Raw genomic sequence first — 22401 nt, forward strand, 5'->3', positions numbered from 1 at the left:
GGTGAACCTCCAGACCCTTCCCGGCGAACCCTGGTCCGATTACGGCCTGATCGATTCAGGCCACGGACGGAAGCTGGAACGCTACGGCCGTTTCCGCTTCATCCGGCCGGAGCCGCAGGCGATGTGGGTGCCCGCGCAGGACGACTGGCAGGCCGACGGCGAATTCATCCCCGGTTCCGATGAGGAAGGCGGCGGGCGCTGGTTTTACGAACGCCCCGTCCCGGCCGAAGGCTGGCCGCTGCACTGGAACGACGTGACGTTCCAGGCCAGTTGCACCCCCTTCCGCCATCTGGGTTTCTTTCCCGACATGGCGCCGGTCTGGGACTGGATGCGCGGCAAGATCGCGGACAAGGATCAGGCGCAGGTCATGAACCTGTTCGGCTATACCGGCGTCGGCACGCTGGCGATGGCGGCGGCGGGCGCGCAGATGGTGCATGTCGACGCCTCGAAAAAGTCGGTCGCCCAGGCGCGCGCCAATGCCGCGCTGTCGGGGCTGGAGGACCGCCCGGTACGCTGGATCGTCGACGACGCCGCCAAGTTCGTGGCGCGGGAAGTGCGGCGAGGGCGGCGCTATGACGGCATATTGCTCGATCCCCCCAAATATGGACGCGGCCCGGATGGCGAGGTCTGGCGGCTGGAAGAGGATCTACCCGGCCTGATCGCCCATTGCCGCCAGTTGCTGGATGCCGACAGCCGCTTCCTGTTCCTGACCGTCTATGCCGTGCGCATGTCGGCGCTGGCGATCGGGGAATTGCTAAAACAGGCCTTTGCTGATCTGCCGGGAACGGTGGAAGCGGGCGAACTGACCGTCCGTGAAGAAGCGCGTGGCCTGATGCTGCCGACCGCCATCTGGGCGCGCTGGAGCCGCTGAGCTGCAATAGGCGGCAGCTATTAGCCAGTTCTAGCCATCCCTTAACGAGGGAACTGGATTCGTGCCGATTACTTAAGAGTTTAGCCACGGTTATTAATCGGTCCTTCTCCGCCGCCTCCTGTCATCCATCAATCGGCGTCCGGATCGCGGAAGTTGAGGCGGCGGGTCACGGTGTAATCCAGCACGCCGACCAGGAAATAGCTGATCCACTGCTTGACCAGCGTCGGCAGGCTGCGTTGGGCGCGGTGGGTTTCCAGCGTGACCTGTCGGCTTTCCGCGGCGCGCCGGTCGATGAAGGCGCGCATCGCCTGGGCGAAGCCCGCATCCTCCACCCGCAGCATCACCTCCAGGTTGAGGAACAGGCTGCGCATGTCGAAATTGGCCGAGCCGATATAGACCGCGTCGTCCACCACGATCAGCTTCATATGCAGCTTGCAGGGCTGATATTCCCATATCTCCACGCCCCGTTTGAGCAGCGGGCCGTAGAGCAGGCGCGCCGCCGCGACGGTCGCGCCATTGTCGGATTTTGAGGGGAGGATAAGGCGCGCGCCCTTGCGCCGGGCGGCATTGGCCAGCCGTTTCAGCATCCCCCGACCGGGCGAGAAATAGGCCGCCACCATGTCCAGCCGCCGCGCCTTTTCCAGATCATGCTTCACCATCTGCGCCCAGGGGCTGAGCCGCCGGGTCGGGCCGCCGATCACCCAGCGGATCGGCTCGCGCACTGGATCGCCCGGCGCGGCATGGAGGGGGTTGTGCCAGTTGCGCACCATGCGGCGCAGCGTGCGGAAGCGCTGCTTGCGGGTCGACACCCAGCGCCAGAGCTGGCCGTACCAGCTCGTCATCGCCTGCACCTGCGGCCCTTCGACCAGCAGGCCCAGGTCGTGCCAGCAATCCTCCGCCGGAATGCCGAAATAGCCGTCCTCGACATTGAAGCCGCCCATCAGCAGCCGCCGGTCGTCGGCAATCGCCAGTTTCTGATGGTTGCGTATCAGATATCGGGTGGAGCGGCGCGCGCCGAAGCGTCCGAAATGCCCCCCCGCCGCCAGCAGCGGATCGAAGAAGGCAGGCGGCGTCGCTCCCGACCCGAAGGCGTCGATCATCAGCGTGACCGCAACGCCGCGCCCCCGCGCCGCGATCAGCCGGTCGAGGACAAGTTGCCCGCTGCCGTCCGCGGCGAAGATATAATAATAAAGTTTCAGGCTTTCCTGCGCGCCGTCGATCAGGTCGACCAGCGCCTGACGCAGCGCCGGTCCCGTCTCTATCACGCGCAGCCGGTTGGCGTGCAGCGACAGGGCGATCTGCCCTTCACCTGGCCCCGGCTCTGCCTGCTGGATGCTCGCCATACTCCGTTCATGCCCCCATTCGGGGCGGCTGGCCATGACTTTATGGGCTTTTCATTGACTCTTAAGGTCTGCGCTGTTAGGCGCGCCTTTCACCATTTCTCTTGGTTCAGGAGCGCCCGTTTGGCCCGCGTTACCGTCGAAGATTGCGTCGACAAGGTTACCAACCGTTTTGACCTCGTCCTGCTTGCCGCGCAGCGCGCCCGTGAGATTTCGGGCGGCGCCGAACTGACGCTGGACCGGGACCGCGATAAAAATCCGGTCGTCGCCCTGCGCGAGATCGCGGAAGAGACCGTCCTGCCGGTGGATCTGCATGATTCGCTCGTCGCTTCGCTGCAGAAGGTGCAGATTGACGACGACGACACGCCGGACGAAATCGGTTCGATCGCCCAGTCGGCGGAGGCCCTGCGCCTGACCGCCGCCGCCCCGCCGCGCAACCAGAATATCGGCGGCGATTACGACGGCTGATCCGCTTACCAGTTTGGAGAGGGAATGAGGCTCGGCCTGCGCAAGCAGGACCGGGCCTCACCGTTTTCAGGCCGTTTCAAAGTGCCGGCTGACGCGGCCCCCCGATATTTGCTATCGGTCGCGTCATGCTCCGTTATGAACCGCATTTCCGCAGGCTGGCATTTGCCCTGGCCGCTCTGGCGGGCTTTGTCGACGCCATGGGCTTTCTGAAGTCCGGCGGGCTGTTCGTGTCCTTCATGAGCGGCAATTCCACCAGATTGGCGATTGGCGTCGCCCAGTCGGCCACCGCCGCCCTGGCCGCCGCAGCCCTGATCGTCCTGTTCGTGACCGGCGTGATCCTGAACCTGCTGGTCGTCGACCGCTTCGCGTTCGCCCATCGCAAGGTGATCGCGATGATGGGCGTCTGCATATTGTTGATCGCGGCGGCCATATTCCAGAGCCTGGATATTCCCCTCCTGACCATCGGCCTGCTGTGCATGGCGATGGGCGCGTTGAACACGATATTCAGGCGGGAGGGCGAGGTGAGCATCGGCCTGACCTATATGACCGGCACCCTGGTCAAGCTGGGCTACAGGCTGGCCGAAGCAGTGCGCGGCGGCGACCGGACAGGCTGGCAACCCTATCTGCTGCTATGGCTGTCGCTGATCTGCGGCGGGATTGCGGGGGCGATCACCTATGGCTGGTCGCCGACGGCCTGTTTCTGGACGGCGGCGGGGATCGCGCTTCTGTCGCTGCTGTTCATGCACAGAATGATCCCCAACCGATAAAAGTTCAAAGCTGCACCTCTTGCAAGGGCATGGCTTCGGCGCAGGCTGCGGCATCGCGTGGCGCGGGTTTCGCGCTGTTCCGCCTGCGCCGCCGCGTCTTCGTCGCCGCGCTGCCCGGTCCGCCGCCGACCAGCTTTTGCAGGTCGATCATGGCGCGGGACAGGGATATGCCGCGTGGCCCGGCGATGAAGCGCGGTTCCCAGCGCGGCGCATATTTGTCCTTATAGGCGCGCAGCCCCTCGAAACCGTAGAAGCTCTCGCCATGGCGGAAGAAGAAGGCGCCTGCCTTGGCCCAGAAGGGCGAAAGGCGGCGCGCCTCTATGCCCGATAGTGGGGCCAGGCCCAGGGTGAACCAGTCATAGCCCTGGTCCCGCCCCCATTGCATCAGGCGGATGAACAGGAAATCCATCGTGCCATAGGGCATCTCGCCCAGGTGGCGCATCAGGTCTACCGACAATTCGCGGCGGTTGGCGGTGGCCCAGATATTGGCGAAGGCGACGATGCGCCCATCCTGCCGGACGAGGGCGCAGTCGCACACGGCGATATAGGCTGGGTCGAAGCGGCCGACGCTGAACGCCTTCTCGCCATGACCCTTGGCGGCGAGCCACTGGTCGGAAATCTCCTCCAGTTCCTCCAGCAGCGGGGGCACTCGCTCCGCCGGGACGATCTCGAAAGTCGCGCCTTCCCGCATGGCGCGGCGTTCGGCATAGCGCAGCGGCTTGGCGTCCGGGCCGTCGAGCGTGAAACGGTGCAGGTCGACGCGGGCTTCCTCGCCATATTTGACGATGGCGAGGCCGAGGTCGATGGCCAGCGGCAAGGCGTCGAGGCTCAGTTGATAGAGCAGCAGGCGGCCCTGTTCGGCGTCGGCCCGCTCGCGCAATTGCCAGAGCAGGTCGGGCCATTCCGCCCGATCGCCGACAGGGTCGCCCATGACGATCCAGCTATGCCCCTGCACCTGATACATGACGAAGGCGCGGCCCGTGTCGGAGGTCAGGAACAGCTTGTCGCCGGTGGTCGCCAGCAGGGCGTCGGTCCGTTCCGCCAAAGCCAGTGCATCGGTGCTGGCGGTGGCGGACGGGTGGTCGGCGGGCCGGGGCGCGGTCGCGGGTCGGAACATGCGCCAGAATGCCGCGCCCACCGCCAGCACCGCGCTGGCGAGCCCTGCGCGCAGGAAGCGGGCGGCATTGGCGTGCGGGCCGAAATGCCACCACAGGTCGTTCTGATAATCGACATGCTTATAGGCGAAGAAGCCGATCCAGATCGATAGGCCGACCGCCACCGCCAGCGTCGCGATCCAGCCGGGGGTCAGCGCCTCCGCCGTGAAGCTGGTGCGGCGATAGAAGGCCCCCCGCGTCCATTGCAGCAGCGCGGCGATCAGCAGCAGCGTGCCCGCTTCCTCATAATCCAGCCCCTTGATCAGCGAGAAGAGCGCGCCCGCCAGCAGCAGCGCCCGCGTCATCCAGAAGGCCGCGTCCAGCCTGCGATAGAGGCCGGAGGCAAGCAGGATCAGCAGCGTGCCGATGATGCTGGCGGCGAAATGGGACGCCTCTATGAAGGTCAGCGGCAGCCAGCCGGTGACGATGCGCATCCGGTGCTGGATCGCGGGCAGCGCGCCGGAGATGAGCAGGATCACGCCGCCCACCGCCACCAGCAGCGACAGCATGACCGGCGCCATGCCGGACGCGGCGGCCTGCGCCCCGTCCAGCACGCGGCTGACAGGGTGACGCCAGCCATTGCCCTCATGCAGGGCGATGGCGATTACGCCCAGCAGCAGCGGGATCAGATAATAGATCAGCCGATAGGCGATCAGCGCGGCGAGCAGGCTGGGCCTGTCCACATCGGGCAGGGTAGCGACGATCACCGCCTCGAATATGCCCAAACCGCCGGGGACATGGCTGACCAAAGTGACGATGATCGCCAGCGCATAGGCCAGGAACAGCGTGGGATAGAGGGTCGGGGCAATGCCGGGGACCAAGATGAACAGGGCGGCGCTGGCGGCGGCGAGGTCGATGCAGGCGACGCCGATCTGGGCGAGCGCCTGCCCCTGCGTCGGCAGCGCCAGCCGCCATCCGAACAGGCGCGGGGCGCGGCCGGGGCGGGCGAGGAGCAACAGGACCGCCACCGCCAACAGCAGGATCGCCCCGCCCGCCAGCCTTTGCACGGGCAGGCCCAGCGTCCAGCCCATGATGCCGATGGCGGCGGGATGGACCAGCATCAACGCGCCCGCCATCACGAACACCCCGCCCCAGAAGGACAGGCCCGCCGATGCGATGATGCGCGCTATGTCGCCGCCCTCCAGCCCGGCGGCGGTGTAGATGCGGTAGCGCGCCGATCCGCCGGTCAGCAGCGAAAGGCCCAGATTATGGCTGAGCGTATAGCTGCAAAAGGAGGCGAGCGCCGCCGTCCGCCACGGCAGGGGCCGCCCGACGATCCGCAGCGCGACATAGTCGTAGAAGGTGAGCGCGATGTAGCTCGCCGCCGTCAGCGCCAAGGCCGCCGCCAGCCGCCAGCCCGCGATCAGGTGCACGGCATGGTGGATGTCCTTCAGCCGCACCTCCGCCAGCAGGCCGTGCAGCGCCGCCAGCCCCAGCGCCGCCACCACCAGCGTGACGGCGGCGGTCAGGGGCGCCTTCCATGTAATGATGCGGTCAGCCATGGTCATATCGTCAGACCTTGCAGCATATGGTTCACCAGCAGCGGGGCGTTGCGGCCGAAATGATGGCCGCCGGGCACGACCGCCATCTGCGCCAGCCCGGCGGGGATGGCGGGGCAGGCGCTGTCATTTTCCAGCGTCCCGCGCACGCAGAGCATGGGCAGGCCGCGCAGCCGGGCTATGGCCGGAATGGTGGGATATTGGCGATCGGAATAGAGGTTCAGCCAACTGCTCAAATGGAACTGGAAATCGGCATGGGGGCTGAGGCCCAGCAGCGACAGGCGCTGCACCTGGGCGCGCTGGGATGCGGGCAAACCGCCGACGATATAGGGCAGCACGTCCGCGCCGAAGCTGTAGCCGACCAGCAGCACGCGGGGTCGTTGCCAGCGGCGACCATAGCCCCGAATGATGGCGCTCAGATCTTGCGCCGCGCCCTGTGGCGTGCGCTGGCTCCAGAAATAGGACAGGCTGTCCATGCCGACGACCGGGATGCCCGCATGGGCAAGCTGGCCCGCGACATCCTTGTCCAGCCCGACCCAGCCGCCGTCGCCCGAATAGAGGACCGCCATCATGTCGGTGCGCGGCGCGGCGGCATCCGTGACGATGGTGAGCGGCAATCCGCCGGGCAGCGCTACGTCGGCGGGCGGCGCGGCGAGGAAAGGCCGGATGCGGGAAAGCAAGGCGACCTCCCCCTGCCCCCTTGCCGCCGTCACCAGCCTGCCGCTGCCGGTGCGGGCGACGAAGCGTTGCAAGGCGGGGCTGGCGCGGCCCTCGGTCATCGCGATCCAGGGCGAGGGCAGGCGGCGGCTGGGTGCGAAGGCGAAGCCATGACGGACGGCGGCGGCCTTCAGGCTGCCCGACCGGCACCATGTCCGCCCGCCATGGAGAAGCGGGGTGAAATCCTGCGAGAATACTGCCTTATATGCGCCATCGGGTCCGGCGGCGAGCGTTGCATAGGCCAGCGCCGCCCCTTCGCCCCGGCCGATCAGGATCGGCTTGTCATAGATGGGCAGCGTCAGCCGGTGTTGCAGGTCGCGGGCCAGCGCGACGATGCCGTAATTGGGGTTGATGCAGCGGCGGGACGCCTGCAACGCCGTCAGGAAGGCGGGGGTGGAGATGCCCGCGACCAGCGCGCCCCGCGCCGCCAAAGCGCGGGCGGTGTCGGCGCTGCCCTCGTCCCAGCCGTCGCTGTCCGACAGCGCCAGCACCACGCCGCTGGGCACGCCAGCGGGCCGGTAGACCGCAATCGGCCCCATGGGCGGCAGGCTGTAGCGACTTTCCGCGACCGGGGCCGGATCGGCCGCCGCCCGCGCCGGGTTCATGGCGTTGGAGGTCGACAGCAACAGCCCCGCCACGGCCAGCAGGCCCGGCGTCAGCCAGAGACGGGCGCGGCGGAACGGGGTCATGACTGCCCCGGCAAGTGTTCGATCCGGGTCCAGAGCTGCGACTTGCAGATCAGGCCGCCCAATATGCAGCCCCTGACCCGCAACCGGCCCGGCGAAAGCTGGCTGATCTGCGAGGCGAAGCGGCGGCCCATGTCGGGGACAAAGACGGTGCCGCGCCATTGGCCCCGGCCCTCCGCCCGATAATCCTCCAGCAATTCGGTGCCGACCAGCCGGGGAGTGCCGCCGTCGCGAGCGTCGGCCTGCGCCTCGCCATCGGCCCAGACGATCCAGCCGCACAGCCGGTCGCCGCACGGCCCGGTGCGCACGGCGACATTATGGTGGGGGCTGAGCCATAAACCTTCAGGCTGCGGCGCGGGGACGTTCGCGGCTGTCGCGAGAAACGCCAGCGCCGCCCAGAGCCTCCCCATCGCCATATCGCCCTTCCTTTCGGGGAACGGTCTAGGCCGCTTCAGATTGCGGGAGGCTCTGCGCAGTCTGAATTTTTGGCAATGTTGGGCGGAGGGGGAGGCAGGGCGCGCAGCAGCGTCTTCGCCACCAGCGCCGAATCATCCTCCAGGAAATGGCCGCCGGGCAGGGCGACGACGCGCACATTGGGCTGCCGCCAGCCGGGGCAGAGGCTGCCGCTTTCCCTGACGCCATGGACGCACAGCACCGGCGCCCAGTCGAGCGCATGGGCGGCGGGCGCGGCGGGGCCGTCGTCGCCGAAATCGAACACCCCGCCCGGCGTGGCGCGGAACGACATGGTGCCAGCGGGCACGATCAGCGCGACCATCGCGACGCGCGCGCGCAGCGCGGGCGGCAGGCGCTCCAGGCCCGCAAGCAGCATGTTCGCGCCGAAGGATTGCCCAGCCAGCACCAGCCTGCGCGCGCCGGGCAGGGCCATGGCGCGGCGGGCGGCCTGCTCCACCAGGGCGGAGCTTTCCTCCGGCGAGCGGCGACGGGCGAAGGCGGCCAGCGAATTGACGCCGATCACCGGGACGCCCCGCTGCGCCATATGACCGGCGATCACCGGCCCCATCCCCGCATTGAACCCCATGTCGCCGGAGAAGAAGACCGCGACCGTTCCATCCTGCCGGGGCGCGGCGGCGGGAACGGGGGTGAATACGCGCCCATCGGGATAGCCGAGATGGCGGCAATAGACCGCGCCCGCGACCAGCGCCGCGAGCAAGGCCAGCGCCGACATCCAGCGAAACCGGATCAGCGGCTGTCTCAGGCCGGGAAATTGCCCGCCGTCACGAATTCCGAAATATCCTTGCGGCCGCTCGGCGCTTCGCGGGCCTGGAGCGCTTCGGGCAGGATCGCCTTGTCGCCGATGCGGCCGATGGCCACGGCGGCCTCTATGCGGAAACGGTCGGGCACGCCCAGTTCCGCCTGCGCCTTGTCGAACTCCACGCCGCTCATGGCGTGGGTGTGATAGCCCAGTCGCGTCGCCTGCAGCGCCAGCAGCGCCCAGGCCGCGCCCGCGTCGAAGCTGTGGCTGTGCGAAGGCTTGTAATCCTCCGAACCCGGCGCGGCGATCAGCGTGTCGGACAGGATGTAGACCAGCGCCGATGCGTTCTGCACCCAGCTTTGGTTGAAGGGCAGCAGCAGGCCCAGGAAGCGGTTCCAGTCGGCGCTGTCGCGGGTGGCGTAGAGCAGGCGCCAGGGCTGATAGTTGAAGGCCGAGGGCGCCCAGCGGGCAGCGTCGAAGATTGTGTCCAGATCCTCCTGCGGGATGGCGGAGGAATCGAAGGCGCGGGGCGACCAGCGGTCGAGGAAGAGCGGTTCGACGGCACGGGTCGCGACGCGGGGCCTGGCTGACATGGAAACTCCCTGAAAATCATGGAACGGTGCGGAAACGATCCGGACGATGGCGGCGATATCGGATGCCGGACGATGAAGGGCAAGACCGCCCGCGCATTTTCACCGCAGAATGCCGGCCGATTGCCGACCGCCATGTCATGTCTTCGCTCTCCCTGCCGAATCGGGAGGGCTATTGTGTGATCAAGGGGCAAATGAAAGGGGGCCGCGACCCAATGGATCGCGGCCCCCTTCATGACTTTTTCAGACGATCAGAAGGACGCGGTGAGCGAACCGACCACGCCGGCCTTGCTGATATTGTGGCCCGCCGACGAATAGAGAGACTTGTTGGTGTCGACATAGGAGACGCCGAAGGTCAGGTGGCTCCAGGTATAGGTCGCGCCGATGCTCCAGTCGGTATATTCCTTGCCGATGGTCAGGTAGCTGGGACCGAAGCTGTGGCCCAGATGCGCCGACACGCCCAGCGGGGTGTTCGGGATGCTGGCCGACAGGTCGCCCGCGACGTACAGATTGTCTTCCTTGCCGTTGCCGACGGTCAGGGCCTTCGCCTTGGGCGCGTAGGCGGCGCTCAGCTTGGCGGTCGCCGGGCCGAACGTGCCCTTGATCGAGGCATAAGGCTCAACGAAGTCGGTGTTCGCTCCGGCATTGCCCGGATAGTAATAATAGAGGACGCCGACGTCGATCGTGGCTGCGCCGACGGTCGTCGAATAGCCGCCGATCAGATCCAGTTCCTGATCCGAACCGCTGGCGACATATTCATCGATCGAAGAACCCCAGGTGGAGACATAGAAGCCGGACGAATGCGTCACGGTGATGCCGCCCTGCAGCGCGATCTTCTTGTTGGTCTGCGAAATGCCGCGGAAGCGATAATCGCTGACCACGGCCGCATTGCCGGTGACGGTCAGTGCCGGAGTGGGCTCGTCCTGGGCGAAGGCCGGCGCAGCGAGCGCGGCAAGAGCAACAGCCGAGAGGCCGAGAATGGACTTACGCATATGGTTTCCCCTTAATGGTTCTGCGATCGTCCCACCTGCGTCATGGTCCCCGGTCTCTTGTCGCCCTGTGCGGGATGGACGGGGTTGCCTCAACGCGTGAGGAAATGCCCGTCCCCGCTGCGGCGCACAAGAAATTATTGCCGTTGCGTGTCGTTTGCTTCCCTAATGTTGCTGGTCTGCAACAAAATCAGGCATGATTGTGGCGCGGCGCGGCGCGATGCGCGCTTTTCGCCGCAATTGCCGGGCCGTTATCGCTGCGGCGTGACGTCGCGGGACGCGTGAATGACGCGCTGCGGATAGGGGATGGCGATGCCATGTTCGCGGAACAGCAGCCACAACCGGCCAAGGACATCGGACTTCACATTGCCGACGCCGCTTTCCGGATCGCTGATCCACACCAATATGTCATGTTCGACGCGATTCTCGCCAAAGGCGGTGAGCCAGACATTGGGCTTGGGATTGCGCAGCACGCGGGGGCTTTCCTGCGCGGCGCGCAGCATCAGTTCCTGCGCCAGCTTCAGGTCGCTGTCGAAGCTGATGCCGACGGGAATGCGGATGCGGACGTTGCGGTCGGAATAGGACCAGTTCTCCACCTCCTGCGTCATGAGGTTCTCGTTCGGGATCAGATGTTCCTTGCCGTCGCGGGTGATGACGCTGACGGCGCGCACGCCGATCTTGTTCACCCAGCCGAAGCTGTCGCCCACCACGATCACGTCGCCCGGCTTGATCGACCGGTCCATCAGCAGAATGATCCCCGCGATCAGGTTGCCGAACGTCTTTTGCAGGCCAAAGCCGACCGCCAGCCCCAGCGCGCCCGAAAAGACGGCGAAGGCGGTCAGGTCTATGCCCAGCAGGTCGACGCCGACGAAGAAGGCCGCGACCACCACGGCGATGGCCGCCAGCTTCTGCGCCAGCAGCTTCTGCGTGGCGTCCAGCCCATGGGCGCGGGTGATGCTGCGCCCGACGATGCGGTTGGCGAGCCGCACCAGCGCGAAGAGCGCGACGCAGATCGCCGCCATGTTGACCAGTCCCAGCAGCGTGACGCGCCGCTTGCCAAGGTCGATGCCCACGCCGTCGAGCATGTCGGCCACCGGCGCGAAACCGCCGCTGCTGCCCGACAGGACCATGACGAAGACCAGCAGGGCGATGGGCAGCACGGCCAGCCTTGGGATGGCGAGGCTGCGTAATATATGCACCGCCAGCAGGGAGAGCGACAGGGCCAGCGCCGCGCCCAGGATCAGATGCGCGAAATCCCCCACCGGCCAGAAGGCGATGGCGAAGGCCATCAGGACGGCGGCGATGATATGATGCAGGATCGGCCGCAAATGGCCCGCCAGCGCATCGCCCAGACCCCGGAACCGGTGGCGCAGGCGGGGCGAGGCGAAGCGGGAGAGGGCACTGGCCACCAGATAGAGGGCGACGGCCAGCGCCAGCGCGATCAACGGATGGACGATGGCAGGATCGCCCGGCAGCCGGGACAGCAGCGCGGGCAGGCCCGGCATCATCCGTGCGCCGCCCGGAAACGGGCAAGACCCGCGTCAAGGTCGGCGATCAAATCGTCCGGGTCTTCAAGGCCGATCTGGAGCCGTACGAGCGGCCCCTCCGCCTGCCATTCGGTGGCCGTGCGGTATCGGGCCGGGTCGACCGGCAGCGCGAGGCTTTCGAACCCGCCCCAGCTATAGCCGATGCCGAAATGGGCGAGGCCGTCGATCAGCGCGGCGCGGGCCTTTTCATCGCCCCCCTTCAGGACGAAGCCGAACAGCCCGCTGGAGCCGGAAAAGTCCCGCCGCCACAGCGCATGGCCGGGGCAGGAGGGCAGCGCCGGATGCAGGACGCGAGCGACATCGGCCTGCTGCGACAGCCATGTCGCGATCCGGAGCGCGCTCGCCTGATGCTGGTTCAGCCGGACGCCCAATGTGCGCAGGCCCCGCGCCGCCAGCCAGGCGTCATCGGGGCTGGTCATCTGGCCGAACAGATGAGCGGCCTGACGGATTTTCGGGAACCAGGCCGGGGTGGCCGTCACCGATCCCATCATCACGTCGCTGTGGCCGACGATATATTTGGTGCAGGCGAGAATAGTGATGTCGACGCCATGGGCCAGCGCCGGGAAGAAATAGGGGGTGGCCCAGGTATTGTCGATCAGGGTGACGATGCCCCGTTCCCGCGCCAGCGCGGTGATGGCGGGGACATCCTGCACTTCGAAGGTCAGGCTGCCGGGGCTTTCCAGGAAGATGGCGCGGGTGGCGTCGGTGATCAGGTCCGCTATGCCCGCGCCCATAGTCGGGTCGTAATAGACGGTCTCGATGCCCAGCGGGCGCAGCATCTGCTCGCAAAAATTGCGGGTCGGGTCATAGGCGCTGTCGACCATCAGCAACTGGTCGCCGGGTTTCAGCACCGCCATCAGCGCGCAGGCGATGGCCGCCACGCCGGAGGGGTAAAGCATCGTGCCCTCCGCGCCCGGCTCCATTTCGGTCAGCGCATCGGCCAGGCTCCAGGCCGTCGGCGTGCCCTTGCGGCCGTAGAACAGCCGCTCATGGGTGCTGCGGCCCGCCGCGCTGCGTAGATGCGCGACATCGTCGTAGAGGATGGTCGATGCGCGCCAGACCGGCGGATTGACGATGCCGCCGGGCTGGCCGGGCATGCCGGTCCATTCGGGCTTGCGGCCCGCCTGCGCGAGTTGGGTGAGGGGCTTGCGATCGCCCGGCTTATCCGAATTCTGGCTCATGCGGCGGGGCCGGTCGCTTTCGGCGTGGCGGGGTCCAGCCCCCATTCAGACCAGCTTCCGTCATAGAGGGTCACGTCGGTCTTGCCGATCAGTTCCAGCCCCGCGAGGATGATCGCCGCCGTCACGCCGCTGCCGCAGCTCGTGATGATGGGGCGGTCGAAATCGGTTCCGGCGTCCAGAAAGAGGCGGCGAAGCTCCTCGCCCTGCTTCATGCTGTTGTCGGCATTGTAGAAAGCGGAAGAAGGGATGTTGCGGCTGTGCGGGATATGGCCGGACGCCATGCCGGGGCGGGGTTCCTTTTCCTCACCGGTGAAGCGGGGCGCGCCACGGGCGTCCAGCACCTGTTCGGCCCGGCTTTCCAGATTGGCGAGCAGATCCTCCTTGGTGCGGACCTGCCCGGCGGCACGCTTCGCGACGGCGTTGCCGGGCGCGGGCGTCGGCATGCCGCTTTCCGTGGGCCGCCCCTCCGCCAGCCATTTGGGAAGGCCGCCGTCCAGGATCGCCGCGCCCTTGCCCACGCCGTAGAGGCGCATCATCCACCAGCCGCGCGCGGCGCTGTGGGTGGGGCTGTTGTCATAGACGACGATGCGGCTGTCCGCGTCGATGCCCAGCGCCCGGCAGCGCTCGGTCATGAAGGCGTCGGTCGGCAGCATGCCGGGGCGCGGATCGTCCGCATCGGCCAGCGTGGGCAGGTCGAGGAAGGTGGCGCCGGGGATATGGGCGGCTGCAAACTCCGCCTTCGGATCGCGGGGGGTGCCGGGCAGGAAAAGGCTGGCGTCGACGATTTTCAGATCGGCCTTGCCGATTTCCCCGGCAAGCCAGTCGGTGGATACCAATATGTCCATGTGGTGCCTTTTCCTTTGCGCTTGCGCCCTTTTTAGGGGCGGCGGGCAAAGGTGGAAAGGGCCGATTGGCGCTAGGCCGCGTGGACAATTCGGAATGTCGGGAAATGGCCAAATGGCGAACTTTAAATCCTCCCTACGCAAAGCGTGGGGAGGGGGACCGCGCGAAGCGTGGTGGAGGGGAAGCTTCGGAGGTCGTGCCCCTTTTCCCCTCCACCAGCCTTCGGCCGGTCCCCCTCCCCATCTCTCGATGGGGAGGAATAGGATGGGTCCGCAAACCACCCAAATCCCCCCGTCCGGCAAGTCTTGAATTTGTCCACGCTGCCTAGCTGGCGAGGGATAGTGCGGTCGCTCTGCTGCCGGGGGTGCGATATTGGCGCGGGCCGAGGTCGAGGCGGAAGGGGGACAGGCGCTCGACCGGCGGCGACTGCTCCTCACCCACGATGAAGGCGCATCCGGTGCGGCCGATCCCTTCGTTCTCGCCCGCCCAGCGATATTGCGCGTCGAAGGCGATGACCGGGATCAGCAGGGCGCGCTGGCCCATCTGGATCGCGGCGATGGCCTGCGCGTCGAGGCGCATCTCGCCGGTCAGCTTCTGCGTCTGGCCCGGCGCGATCGAGACGATGGAATGGACGGGCAACCCGGTTTCGCCCGCGAAAAATTGCTGGAACAATGCCTGTTGCTGCGCATCGGCGTTCGCGATCAGGCTGCGGACCAGAATATCCTCCGCCGCCTGCGCGCCGCGGTTGTGGATCGTCAGCGCATAACCGATGGTCGCGCCCATCAGCGTCAGCCGGGCGGCCTGCACTTCCATCGCTAGGTCCAGCCAGGGGCGGTCGGCGGTGGCGGGCTTGGCCGGGGCCGGAGCGGGTGCTGGAGCCGCCTTGGGCTGGGCAGGCGCGGGTTCGGCTTCGGGTTCGAAATAGGATGACTCGTCCTCCTCCGGCTTGCGACGGCGTAGCCAGAGGAAAGCGCCGATCAGCAGGACGGCGCCTGCGGCTGCGGCGGCGATCCAGGGCCAGCGGAAAGCGGGTTCTTCCTTCGCAGGCGTCAGCGGAGCAGCTTCGGGCGAGGGCGCGGTGCCATTGTCGGCGCTATTCTCCACCGCCTGCGGGACTGGCGCGGCTTCGCTGAGCGGAGCGCTCTCTGGCGGTGTCTGCGCAGGCTGGGGAGCAGGCCGTGTTTCCACCGGGCGGGACTGCGACGGCTGGCGCGCGGGTTGGGGCGCGGGCGTGACGGGCGGCGGAACCTGGATCGTCGGGACCACGACCGGCGGCGGCGTCACCGTCGCGGGCGCGCCGCGAAAGACGTCCAGTTCGGGGCCTTGCTTGTCGGTGGGCGTCTGGGGCTGGCTGCGCGGCAGGTTGAACACCGGCTCCGCGCCATTGTCCTGCTGGGCGAAAGCGGGCGCGGCCAGCAGCAGCGGCGCGGCGAACAGAGACAAGAAACGGAACCCCATGGGTCGCAGCCAAGGCATAAGCCCCAGTGAACCCGCCATGAACGAAAGGCAAGAGAGGCGCGACGATGACATCTGCCGTGTAATGGCGTAGACGGCCTGCCCATGACTGACATGCCGACTCCGATCCATTTGGGCCAGACCAGCGCCCTGCCGACCCGTCCCGAAGAGGCCGTGCTGGACTATGTGCCCAATCCCCGGCCGGGCAAGCCCTATCTGGTCCGCTTTGCCGCGCCGGAATTCACCTCGCTCTGCCCGGTGACGGGTCAGCCGGATTTCGCCCATCTGGTGATCGACTATGCCCCCGCCGCGACCATCGTGGAATCCAAGTCGCTGAAGCTGTTCCTGGGCTCGTTCCGCAACCATGCCGCCTTTCATGAGGATTGCACGGTGGGGATCGGCGAACGTCTGTTCGCGGAGATGAACCCGGTCTGGCTGCGCATCGGCGGCTACTGGTATCCGCGCGGCGGCATTCCCATCGACGTGTTCTGGCAATCGGGCGAGCCGCCTGCGGGCCTCTGGCTGCCGCCGCAGGACGTGCCGGGCTATCGCGGCCGGGGGTGATTAGGCCGTCATGCCAGCGAAGGCTGGCATCTCAGGAGGCGATGCGTGACCGAGAGGCGAAGCTGGACCTACATCATGACCTACATCATGACCGACAAGCCGCATGGCGTGTTGTATGTGGGTGTCACCAGCAGCCTCGCAATCCGGAGTGGCGGGATTTGTTCGACCTTATCGTGTGGCGGCCTGAGATCCCAGCCTTCGCTGGGATGACGGGAGGGGTGCTGGTGCGACGGCATCGCTTTGTTTGACAAACGAACAACAAGATTCGACCAACGACATCGGCGGCGGAGCGCCCGGCTTGACCGGTGGGCGGAAAGGGACGATCCCCCTTTCATTCGGGCGCGCGCGTTTTCGCCGTGCCGTTCCAACCTGTCGGAGTTGCGAACCTCATGTCCTTTTCGAAGATTCTCCCGCTGATGCTGGCGGCCGCGCCCCTTGCCATGGTGGCGCCCGCCCTGGCGCAGACGGCGCCCGCAGGCGTCACCACCCAATTGCCCCGCGGCGCCGTGCCCAGCCATTATGCGATAGAGGTCACGCCCGATGCGGTGAACCTGAAGTTCACGGGCAAGGTGAAGATCGACCTCGCCGTGGCGCAGGCCATGCCCGCGCTGGTGCTGAACGCCGCCGATCTCACCGTGAGCAGCGTCACCCTGACCCCGGCCAAGGGCAAGGCGATCAAGGGAACCGCCAAGGTCGACGCCGACGCCCAGACCGTGACATTCGATTTCGGCAAGCCGGTCCAGCCGGGCGGCTACACGCTCGCCATCGATTATGCGGGCGTCATCAACACGCAGGCGAACGGCCTGTTCGCGCTCGACTATAGCGACAATGACGGCAAGGCGAAGCGCGCCCTCTTCACCCAGTTCGAGGCGCCCGACGCCCGCCGCTTCGTGCCCAGCTTCGACGAGCCGAGCTACAAGGCGACCTTCGACCTTTCCGCCGTCATCCCCGCCGATCAACTCGCCGTCAGCAACATGCCGGTCAAGGGCAGCGCCGACGCCGGGCCGGGCAAGAAGCGGGTGACGTTCAGCACCAGCCCCAAAATGTCCTCCTACCTGCTGTTCTTCGGTCTGGGCGAACTGGAGCGCGCGACGAAAATGTCCGGCGCGACCGAAGTCGGCGTGATCACCGGCAAGGGGAATACCGGCAAGGCGCAACTGGCGCTGGACGCATCGGCCGCGATCCTGCCCTATTATAACGATTATTTCGGCGTCCCCTTCCCCCTGCCGAAACTGGATAATGTCGCCGGACCGGGCCAGAGCCAGTTCTTCTCCGCCATGGAGAATTGGGGCGCGATCTTCACCTTCGAACGCGCCTTGCTGGTCGATCCGCGCTTCACATCGGAAAGCACGCGGCGGACCATCTATTCCATCGTCGCGCATGAAATGGCGCATCAATGGTTCGGCGACCTCGTCACCATGGCCTGGTGGGACGATCTCTGGCTGAACGAAGGCTTCGCAAGCTGGATGGCGACCAAGGTCACGGACAAGCTGAACCCCGAATGGGAAATGCTGCTGAGCCGCGTCAATGGCCGCGAGCGGGCGATGAGCCTGGATTCGCTGGTGACGACCCACCCGATCCTCCAGAAGATTCACACCGTCGATGAAGTGAACCAGGCGTTCGACGACATCACCTATGAAAAGGGTGAGGCGGTCATCACCATGCTGGAGGGTTTCGCCGGGGAGGATGCGTGGCGATCCGGCATCCGCGCCTATATGAAGCAGCATGCCTATGGGAACACCGTGACCGACGATCTGTGGAAGGCCGTCGAGGGCGCGGGCGCGAAGGGCGTGGTGGGCATCGCCCATGATTTCACCAGCCAGCCGGGCATTCCGCTGGTGAAGGTGGACAGCGCCCAATGCCAGGGCGGATCGACCATTCTGTCGCTGTCGCAGGGCGAATTCAGCCGCGACCGCAAGGATAAGGCGCCGCTCAAATGGAATGTGCCGGTCATGGCGCAGACCGTTGGCGGCGCGCAGCAGCGGCTGATCCTGAACGGGTCGGCGCAGGTCACCTTGCCGGGCTGCGGCGCCTATGTGATCAATGCGGGCCAGACCGGCTATTATCGCTCGCTCTATCCGGAAGCGAATGTGAAGGCGCTGGCGAAGGACTTCACCCGCCTCGCGTCCATGGACCAGATCGGCCTGCTCGCGGATAATTTCCAGCTAGGGCTGGGCGGCTATCAGCCCATGGGCCTCGCGCTCGATCTGGTGGAGGCCGTGCCCGTCAATGCCAGCCCCGCCGTGCTGGCCGAGGTGCCGGACTATCTCGACAGCGCCCACACCATGTTGGAGAGCGACAAGGCGGCGCAGGCGCGGGTCGCGGCCTATGCCTCGAAGAAGCTGAGTCCGGTGCTGGCGACGGTCGGTTTCGACGCGAAGCCGGGCGAAAATCCGCAGGTGCCGGTGCTGCGCTCCTCGCTCGTCTCGACGCTGGGCGGCATGGGCGACAAGGCCGTGGTGGCGGAGGCGAACAAGCGCTTCGCCGCGCTGGCGTCCAATCCGGCGGCGCTGGACGGGCCGCTGCGCAATGTCTGGCTGCGGATCATCGCCGAAAATGCCGATGCCGCGACCTGGGACAAGCTGCGCGCCATGGCCAACGGCGCGAAGTCGGACCTGGAAAAGAGCACGACCTTCGCGCTGCTGGGCGTGGCGAAGGATGAGGCGCTGGCGAAAAAGGCGCTCGACCTCGCCATGACCGACGAGCCGGGCAAGACCACCAGCGCCGCCATCATCTCCGCCGTGGGTGGGGAGCATTCGATGCTGGCGGTCGACTATGTGCTGGCCCATCGGCAGCAATATGAGGCGATGATCGACGTGTCGGCGCGGTCCCAGGCGATTGCGCGGCTGGGCGGCAATTCGGCCGATCCGGCGATGGCGACGAAGCTGGACGCCTATGCGACCCAATATCTGACGCCGGAATCGCGCAAGGTGGTGGACCGCTCCATCGCCGCGATAAAGACGCGGATCGAGACGCGGGCGCGGCTGAAACCGGCGCTGACCGCCTGGTTCACCAGCAAGTGAAAAAAGGGGCGGTGGAGCGATCCACCGCCTTTTCCTATTCCTCCCTACGCGCAGCGTGGGGAGGGGGACCGCGCGAAGCGGGGTGGAGGGGAAGCTGCACAGGTCGCGCCCCCTTCCCCTATCTTCCGATGAAAAGAATTCACCCCAGCGGCGCGCTCGCCCAACGCCGCAGCCGTCCGTACAGCGCCGCGATCACGCCGAAGAAGGCGATCACCGAAAGTATCACGGCCCAGGGATTTTCCGCGACCAGCGCCAGCGGCGCATCGCTGTCGGTCGCCGCGACCATCCCTGCGAAGGCCACGCCGAACAGGCTCTCACCCACAATGAAGCCGGTCGCCATCAACACGCCCATCCGCTCGGCAAATTCGGGATTGCTCTGGCGCAGCGCCCAGCGATTATAGAGATGCCCGATCACAGCCCCGACCGGGATCAGCAGCGTCAACGCCATCGGCAGATAAATGCCCATGCCCACGGCCAACGGCGGCAGCCGCAGCTTGCCCGCCTTGCCCAGCGCTTCGTCGATGGCGATGACAACCACGCCGATGCCCGCGCCGAAACCGATCAGGCCCCAGTCGAGATCGCCGCCCAGCACGCCCTTTGCCAGCGCCGAAATCAGCGCCGCCTGCGGGGCGGGCAGGGCGGTCGCCTTGGCGCCCGGCGCGCCCGCGAAACCGAAGGCGCTGTTGAGCAGGTCCAGCACCGGCGGGATCACCAGCGCGCCGAAGATCACGCCCAGCACCAGCGCGACCTGCTGCTTCCAAGGGGTCGCGCCGACAAGCTGGCCGGTCTTCAGGTCCTGCAGGTTGTCGTTGGAGATGGTCGCGACGCCAAAGACGATGGCGGTCGTGAACAGCGCATAGGCGATCAGCGCCTGGGCTTGCTTCGGGTCGCCGCCCGACCCGTAGATCGCGGCCAGGATCAGCGAAGCGCCCAGCACCGCAAGGATACCTACGCCGGAAATCGGGCTGTTCGACGCCCCGATCAGGCCCGCCATATAGCCGCAGACCGACGCGATCACGATGCCCGCGACCAATATATAGGCCAGGGTCAGGGCGATGATCGGCACCGGATTGGCCGCGATCGGCCCGCCCTGCGCGAACACCCACAACAGGATGGCGATGGGGATGAGCGATGCCAGGATGGTGCCGCCGACGATGCCGATGGGCAGGTCGCGCTCGGTCAGTTCCAGCAGCCCGGCATTGCCGCCCTTTCGCACCTTGGCGGCGGCCAGTGCGGAACGGATGCCGCTGACGATGGGGCCGAGAATCTTGAGCAGCGTCCAGATCGCCGCGACGCCGATGGTGCCCGCGCCGATGAAGCGCGCCTTCATGCGGAAGGTGGTGCCGACGATCTCCGAAAGGTCCGCGCCGGAGGGGATCGGCGCGGTGAGGTAGGGCACCAGCCCGACCCAACTGATCAGCAGGCCGAAGAACATGGCCACGCCCACCGACAGGCCGACCAGATGGCCGACGCCGATCAGCGCCATGGAAAAGCTGGTGGAGACGCTCGTCGCGCCCGCGCCGAATTTGAAGAAGGTCGCGGCTTCCTCCGCGATCAGCTTCGTCTTGGCGAGGATGGAAAAGGCGGCGGCGGCAATCGAACTGGCGACGATGGCGGCCAGCCCGCGCTTATTCTCGTCCAGCCCTTCGCGGGAGCCTGCGCCCACTTTCAGCACTTCGGCGGCAGCCACGCCTTCGGGATAGGGCAGGTCCGATCCCGTCACCAGCGCGCGGCGCAGCGGCACCGAATACATGACGCCCAATATGCCGCCCAGCGCGATGGTGAAGGCGCTCAGCCAATAGGGAAAGCCCTGCCACCAGCCGATGATGACCAGCCCCGGCAGCACGAAGATGATCGCGGACAAGGTGCCCGCCGCCGACGCGATCGTCTGGACGATGTTGTTTTCCAGGATCGTGCCCGTCGCGAACAGCCGCAGCACCGCCATGGAAATGACGGCGGCGGGGATGGAGGTGGCGAAGGTCAGGCCGATCTTCAGCCCCAGATAGACGTTGGCCGCCGTGAACAGCAAAGTGATGAGCGCGCCCAATATCACGCCGCGAAGCGTCAGCTCCGCCATCGGGGCCGCTCTGGCCGAATCACTTGTCACTGGTCTGTCCCCTTGCCTGCGGCTGTTATATCAATGTCCGGTAATAATGTTGCTTGCGCGTGGATCAATCGGAAAGTGTCAGGAAGGGGAAACCGGTTTGCGGTCGGCGGCGACGGCCTCGTCCAGATAGGCGTCGACCAGCCGGGTCCAGAGCGTATAGCCACGCGGGTTCATGTGCAGCCCGTCGGGCCGGAACAGCGATGCATCGGGCAGACCGTCGGGCGCGAGCAGCACTCGACCGACATCCAGATAATCGAAGCGCGTCACCCGCGACCGCGCCGCCACCGTCATGTTGACCGCCGCCATTTTCGGCCAGAGCGTCCAGCGGATCGGGCTGGGCTTCAACGAAAGATAGGCGATATGCGCCCTGGGGTAATCGGCGCGAAGCTGCTTGAGCAGGGTCAGCACATTGTTCGCGACCTCGCCCGGCGATGCGCCCGCCGCCAGATCATTCTCTCCGACATAGACCAGAATGGAGCGCGGTTTGGCCTTGGGCAGCAGGCGCTTGTAATAGCGTAGCACGTCCGGCGTCGTCGCGCCGCCGAAGCCGCGATTGACCGTGCCGATGTCCGGGAAACTTCCGGGAATGTCCCACAGGCGGATGCTGGAACTGCCCAGAAACAACGTGGCGTCGGCGACAGTCGGTCCCGCCTCATTGGCCTTGGCGAAGGCCTCGATCTCGCGGGAGAAGGGGAAGGCGGGGTCGGCGTTGACCTGGGGCGCCGGAACCCGCGGCTCGGCGGCGCGCAGCGCCCAGCCCGGCGTGAGCAGCAGGGCCAGGCCGAGCAGGGCAGATGCGGCCTTAATGCCGGTGCAGCGGGCGCAGTTGATATTTACCGTTCGCATAGGTGCCGAACATGTCGGAAATGGCGGGATGGTCGACAGGTTCCTCGCTGTCGTCCGCGACCAGATTCTGCTGGCTGACATAGGCGACATAGCTGCTTTCGCCATTTTCGGCGAGCAGGTGATAGAAGGGCTGTTCCTTATGCGGCCTGACTTCTTCGGGAATGGCCTGATACCATTCTTCCGTATTGGCGAAGACGGGGTCGATATCGAAAATCACGCCGCGAAAACCGAAGCGCCTGTGCTGCACCACATCGCCGATGCTGAAGCGGGCGTGGACGATGGGGGGGGCGGTGACATCCTGTCCGAAAATCTGAATCATGTCGTTCATATGAACAATTTAGGATGCTTGCGCCCCGACACAAGAAAAATGCTCACCGCCGCTTGGCAAGGCGGAAATCATTCGCTAATGGCCGCCGCTCGACCGGGACGGCACGCGCCAACCCATCTGCGGAGAGGTGGCAGAGTGGTCGAATGCACCGCACTCGAAATGCGGCGTGCCGGCAACGGTACCGAGGGTTCGAATCCCTCCCTCTCCGCCATA

Annotated in this window: 19 protein-coding genes and 1 tRNA gene; 6 read left to right on the forward strand and 14 right to left on the reverse strand. The window is 66.5% G+C overall.

Annotation, left to right across the window (positions count from 1 at the left end):
* The first annotated feature begins 1 nt into the window (after position 1).
* Entirely contained in the window at positions 2 to 871 is an 870-nt protein-coding gene (locus tag BV95_RS11610; protein ID WP_037451750.1) for a class I SAM-dependent methyltransferase, read from the forward strand.
* A gap of 128 nt (positions 872 to 999) precedes the next feature.
* Here BV95_RS11610 and BV95_RS11615 read toward each other — a convergent pair whose 3' ends face one another.
* On the reverse strand, positions 1000 to 2214 hold the full coding sequence (locus BV95_RS11615) for a phospholipase D-like domain-containing protein (protein WP_409372095.1): 1215 nt from the start codon (positions 2212 to 2214) through the stop codon (positions 1000 to 1002).
* A 120-nt stretch (positions 2215 to 2334) separates the two neighbouring features.
* Here BV95_RS11615 and rpoZ point away from each other — a divergent pair, with 120 nt between their 5' ends.
* Entirely contained in the window at positions 2335 to 2679 is a 345-nt protein-coding gene (gene rpoZ, locus BV95_RS11620; protein ID WP_007688625.1) for a DNA-directed RNA polymerase subunit omega, read from the forward strand.
* 125 nt (positions 2680 to 2804) lie between these two features.
* The gene (locus tag BV95_RS11625) at positions 2805 to 3446 is read left to right on the forward strand and encodes a YoaK family protein (RefSeq protein ID WP_037451754.1); all 642 of its coding nucleotides are present in this window, start codon (positions 2805 to 2807) and stop codon (positions 3444 to 3446) included.
* A gap of 4 nt (positions 3447 to 3450) precedes the next feature.
* Here the strand turns inward: BV95_RS11625 and mprF are convergent, their stop codons facing one another.
* The 10 genes from mprF to BV95_RS11675 form a co-directional block, all read right to left on the reverse strand.
* Positions 3451 to 6102, reverse strand: a complete 2652-nt coding sequence (gene mprF / locus BV95_RS11630) for a bifunctional lysylphosphatidylglycerol flippase/synthetase MprF (RefSeq protein ID WP_156028646.1) — start codon at positions 6100 to 6102, stop codon at positions 3451 to 3453.
* Positions 6103 to 6104: 2 nt separating this feature from the next.
* Positions 6105 to 7505, reverse strand: a complete 1401-nt coding sequence (locus tag BV95_RS11635; RefSeq protein ID WP_051749730.1) for a virulence factor family protein — start codon at positions 7503 to 7505, stop codon at positions 6105 to 6107.
* Positions 7502 to 7918: a DUF2147 domain-containing protein gene (locus BV95_RS11640; protein ID WP_037451757.1), complete on the reverse strand. Its 417-nt coding sequence runs from the start codon at positions 7916 to 7918 to the stop codon at positions 7502 to 7504. Before BV95_RS11640 ends, BV95_RS11635 begins: the two co-directional genes overlap by 4 nt.
* A gap of 35 nt (positions 7919 to 7953) precedes the next feature.
* Positions 7954 to 8688, reverse strand: a complete 735-nt coding sequence (locus BV95_RS11645) for an AcvB/VirJ family lysyl-phosphatidylglycerol hydrolase (protein ID WP_037451760.1) — start codon at positions 8686 to 8688, stop codon at positions 7954 to 7956.
* Between the two features lie 26 nt (positions 8689 to 8714).
* Entirely contained in the window at positions 8715 to 9308 is a 594-nt protein-coding gene (locus BV95_RS11650; protein ID WP_037451763.1) for a nitroreductase family protein, read from the reverse strand.
* Positions 9309 to 9556: 248 nt separating this feature from the next.
* On the reverse strand, positions 9557 to 10297 hold the full coding sequence (locus BV95_RS11655; protein ID WP_037451766.1) for a TorF family putative porin: 741 nt from the start codon (positions 10295 to 10297) through the stop codon (positions 9557 to 9559).
* A gap of 248 nt (positions 10298 to 10545) precedes the next feature.
* Positions 10546 to 11802, reverse strand: a complete 1257-nt coding sequence (locus BV95_RS11660) for a mechanosensitive ion channel family protein (protein ID WP_037451769.1) — start codon at positions 11800 to 11802, stop codon at positions 10546 to 10548.
* Complete coding sequence (metC, locus tag BV95_RS11665; RefSeq protein WP_037451836.1) at positions 11799 to 13022, reverse strand: cystathionine beta-lyase; 1224 nt, start codon at positions 13020 to 13022, stop codon at positions 11799 to 11801. The genes BV95_RS11660 and metC overlap by 4 nt, the downstream gene beginning before the upstream one ends.
* On the reverse strand, positions 13019 to 13867 hold the full coding sequence (locus BV95_RS11670) for a sulfurtransferase (protein ID WP_037451772.1): 849 nt from the start codon (positions 13865 to 13867) through the stop codon (positions 13019 to 13021). Before BV95_RS11670 ends, metC begins: the two co-directional genes overlap by 4 nt.
* A 322-nt stretch (positions 13868 to 14189) precedes the next feature.
* Positions 14190 to 15323 carry a hypothetical protein gene (locus BV95_RS11675; protein ID WP_037451775.1) on the reverse strand — a complete coding sequence of 378 codons (1134 nt, stop codon included), beginning with the start codon at positions 15321 to 15323 and terminating at the stop codon, positions 14190 to 14192.
* A gap of 102 nt (positions 15324 to 15425) precedes the next feature.
* Between BV95_RS11675 and queF the strand changes: the two genes are divergently transcribed.
* Positions 15426 to 15884 (forward strand): preQ(1) synthase, encoded by a 459-nt coding sequence (gene queF / locus BV95_RS11680; protein WP_037451778.1) that lies wholly within the window; start codon positions 15426 to 15428, stop codon positions 15882 to 15884.
* Between the two features lie 389 nt (positions 15885 to 16273).
* On the forward strand, positions 16274 to 18907 hold the full coding sequence (locus BV95_RS11685; RefSeq protein ID WP_037451781.1) for a M1 family metallopeptidase: 2634 nt from the start codon (positions 16274 to 16276) through the stop codon (positions 18905 to 18907).
* Positions 18908 to 19046: 139 nt separating this feature from the next.
* Here BV95_RS11685 and BV95_RS11690 read toward each other — a convergent pair whose 3' ends face one another.
* The 3 genes from BV95_RS11690 to hspQ form a co-directional block, all read right to left on the reverse strand.
* Complete coding sequence (locus tag BV95_RS11690) at positions 19047 to 20984, reverse strand: OPT family oligopeptide transporter (protein ID WP_234703163.1); 1938 nt, start codon at positions 20982 to 20984, stop codon at positions 19047 to 19049.
* A 108-nt stretch (positions 20985 to 21092) separates the two neighbouring features.
* Positions 21093 to 21860 carry a GDSL-type esterase/lipase family protein gene (locus BV95_RS11695; RefSeq protein ID WP_037451786.1) on the reverse strand — a complete coding sequence of 256 codons (768 nt, stop codon included), beginning with the start codon at positions 21858 to 21860 and terminating at the stop codon, positions 21093 to 21095.
* Positions 21817 to 22188 carry a heat shock protein HspQ gene (gene hspQ, locus BV95_RS11700; protein WP_013848370.1) on the reverse strand — a complete coding sequence of 124 codons (372 nt, stop codon included), beginning with the start codon at positions 22186 to 22188 and terminating at the stop codon, positions 21817 to 21819. The genes BV95_RS11695 and hspQ overlap by 44 nt, the downstream gene beginning before the upstream one ends.
* Before the next feature lie 121 nt (positions 22189 to 22309).
* Here hspQ and BV95_RS11705 point away from each other — a divergent pair.
* Positions 22310 to 22399, forward strand: a tRNA-Ser gene (locus BV95_RS11705).
* Positions 22400 to 22401 lie beyond the last annotated feature (2 nt).

This window comes from Sphingobium chlorophenolicum (genome assembly GCF_000722875.1).
Classification (GTDB): domain Bacteria; phylum Pseudomonadota; class Alphaproteobacteria; order Sphingomonadales; family Sphingomonadaceae; genus Sphingobium; species Sphingobium chlorophenolicum.

Coding starts and splice junctions, on each gene's coding strand:
- BV95_RS11615 (WP_409372095.1), bottom strand. CDS start 2,214: ATGGCGAGCATCCAGCAGGCAGAGCCGGGGCCAGGTGAAGGGCAGATC.
- BV95_RS11625 (WP_037451754.1), top strand. CDS start 2,805: ATGCTCCGTTATGAACCGCATTTCCGCAGGCTGGCATTTGCCCTGGCC.
- mprF (WP_156028646.1), bottom strand. CDS start 6,102: ATGGCTGACCGCATCATTACATGGAAGGCGCCCCTGACCGCCGCCGTC.
- BV95_RS11635 (WP_051749730.1), bottom strand. CDS start 7,505: ATGACCCCGTTCCGCCGCGCCCGTCTCTGGCTGACGCCGGGCCTGCTG.
- BV95_RS11640 (WP_037451757.1), bottom strand. CDS start 7,918: ATGGCGATGGGGAGGCTCTGGGCGGCGCTGGCGTTTCTCGCGACAGCC.
- BV95_RS11645 (WP_037451760.1), bottom strand. CDS start 8,688: ATGTCGGCGCTGGCCTTGCTCGCGGCGCTGGTCGCGGGCGCGGTCTAT.
- BV95_RS11650 (WP_037451763.1), bottom strand. CDS start 9,308: ATGTCAGCCAGGCCCCGCGTCGCGACCCGTGCCGTCGAACCGCTCTTC.
- BV95_RS11655 (WP_037451766.1), bottom strand. CDS start 10,297: ATGCGTAAGTCCATTCTCGGCCTCTCGGCTGTTGCTCTTGCCGCGCTC.
- BV95_RS11660 (WP_037451769.1), bottom strand. CDS start 11,802: ATGATGCCGGGCCTGCCCGCGCTGCTGTCCCGGCTGCCGGGCGATCCT.
- metC (WP_037451836.1), bottom strand. CDS start 13,022: ATGAGCCAGAATTCGGATAAGCCGGGCGATCGCAAGCCCCTCACCCAA.
- BV95_RS11670 (WP_037451772.1), bottom strand. CDS start 13,867: ATGGACATATTGGTATCCACCGACTGGCTTGCCGGGGAAATCGGCAAG.
- BV95_RS11675 (WP_037451775.1), bottom strand. CDS start 15,323: ATGGGGTTCCGTTTCTTGTCTCTGTTCGCCGCGCCGCTGCTGCTGGCC.
- queF (WP_037451778.1), top strand. CDS start 15,426: ATGACTGACATGCCGACTCCGATCCATTTGGGCCAGACCAGCGCCCTG.
- BV95_RS11685 (WP_037451781.1), top strand. CDS start 16,274: ATGTCCTTTTCGAAGATTCTCCCGCTGATGCTGGCGGCCGCGCCCCTT.
- BV95_RS11690 (WP_234703163.1), bottom strand. CDS start 20,984: ATGGCGGAGCTGACGCTTCGCGGCGTGATATTGGGCGCGCTCATCACT.
- BV95_RS11695 (WP_037451786.1), bottom strand. CDS start 21,860: ATGCGAACGGTAAATATCAACTGCGCCCGCTGCACCGGCATTAAGGCC.
- hspQ (WP_013848370.1), bottom strand. CDS start 22,188: ATGAACGACATGATTCAGATTTTCGGACAGGATGTCACCGCCCCCCCC.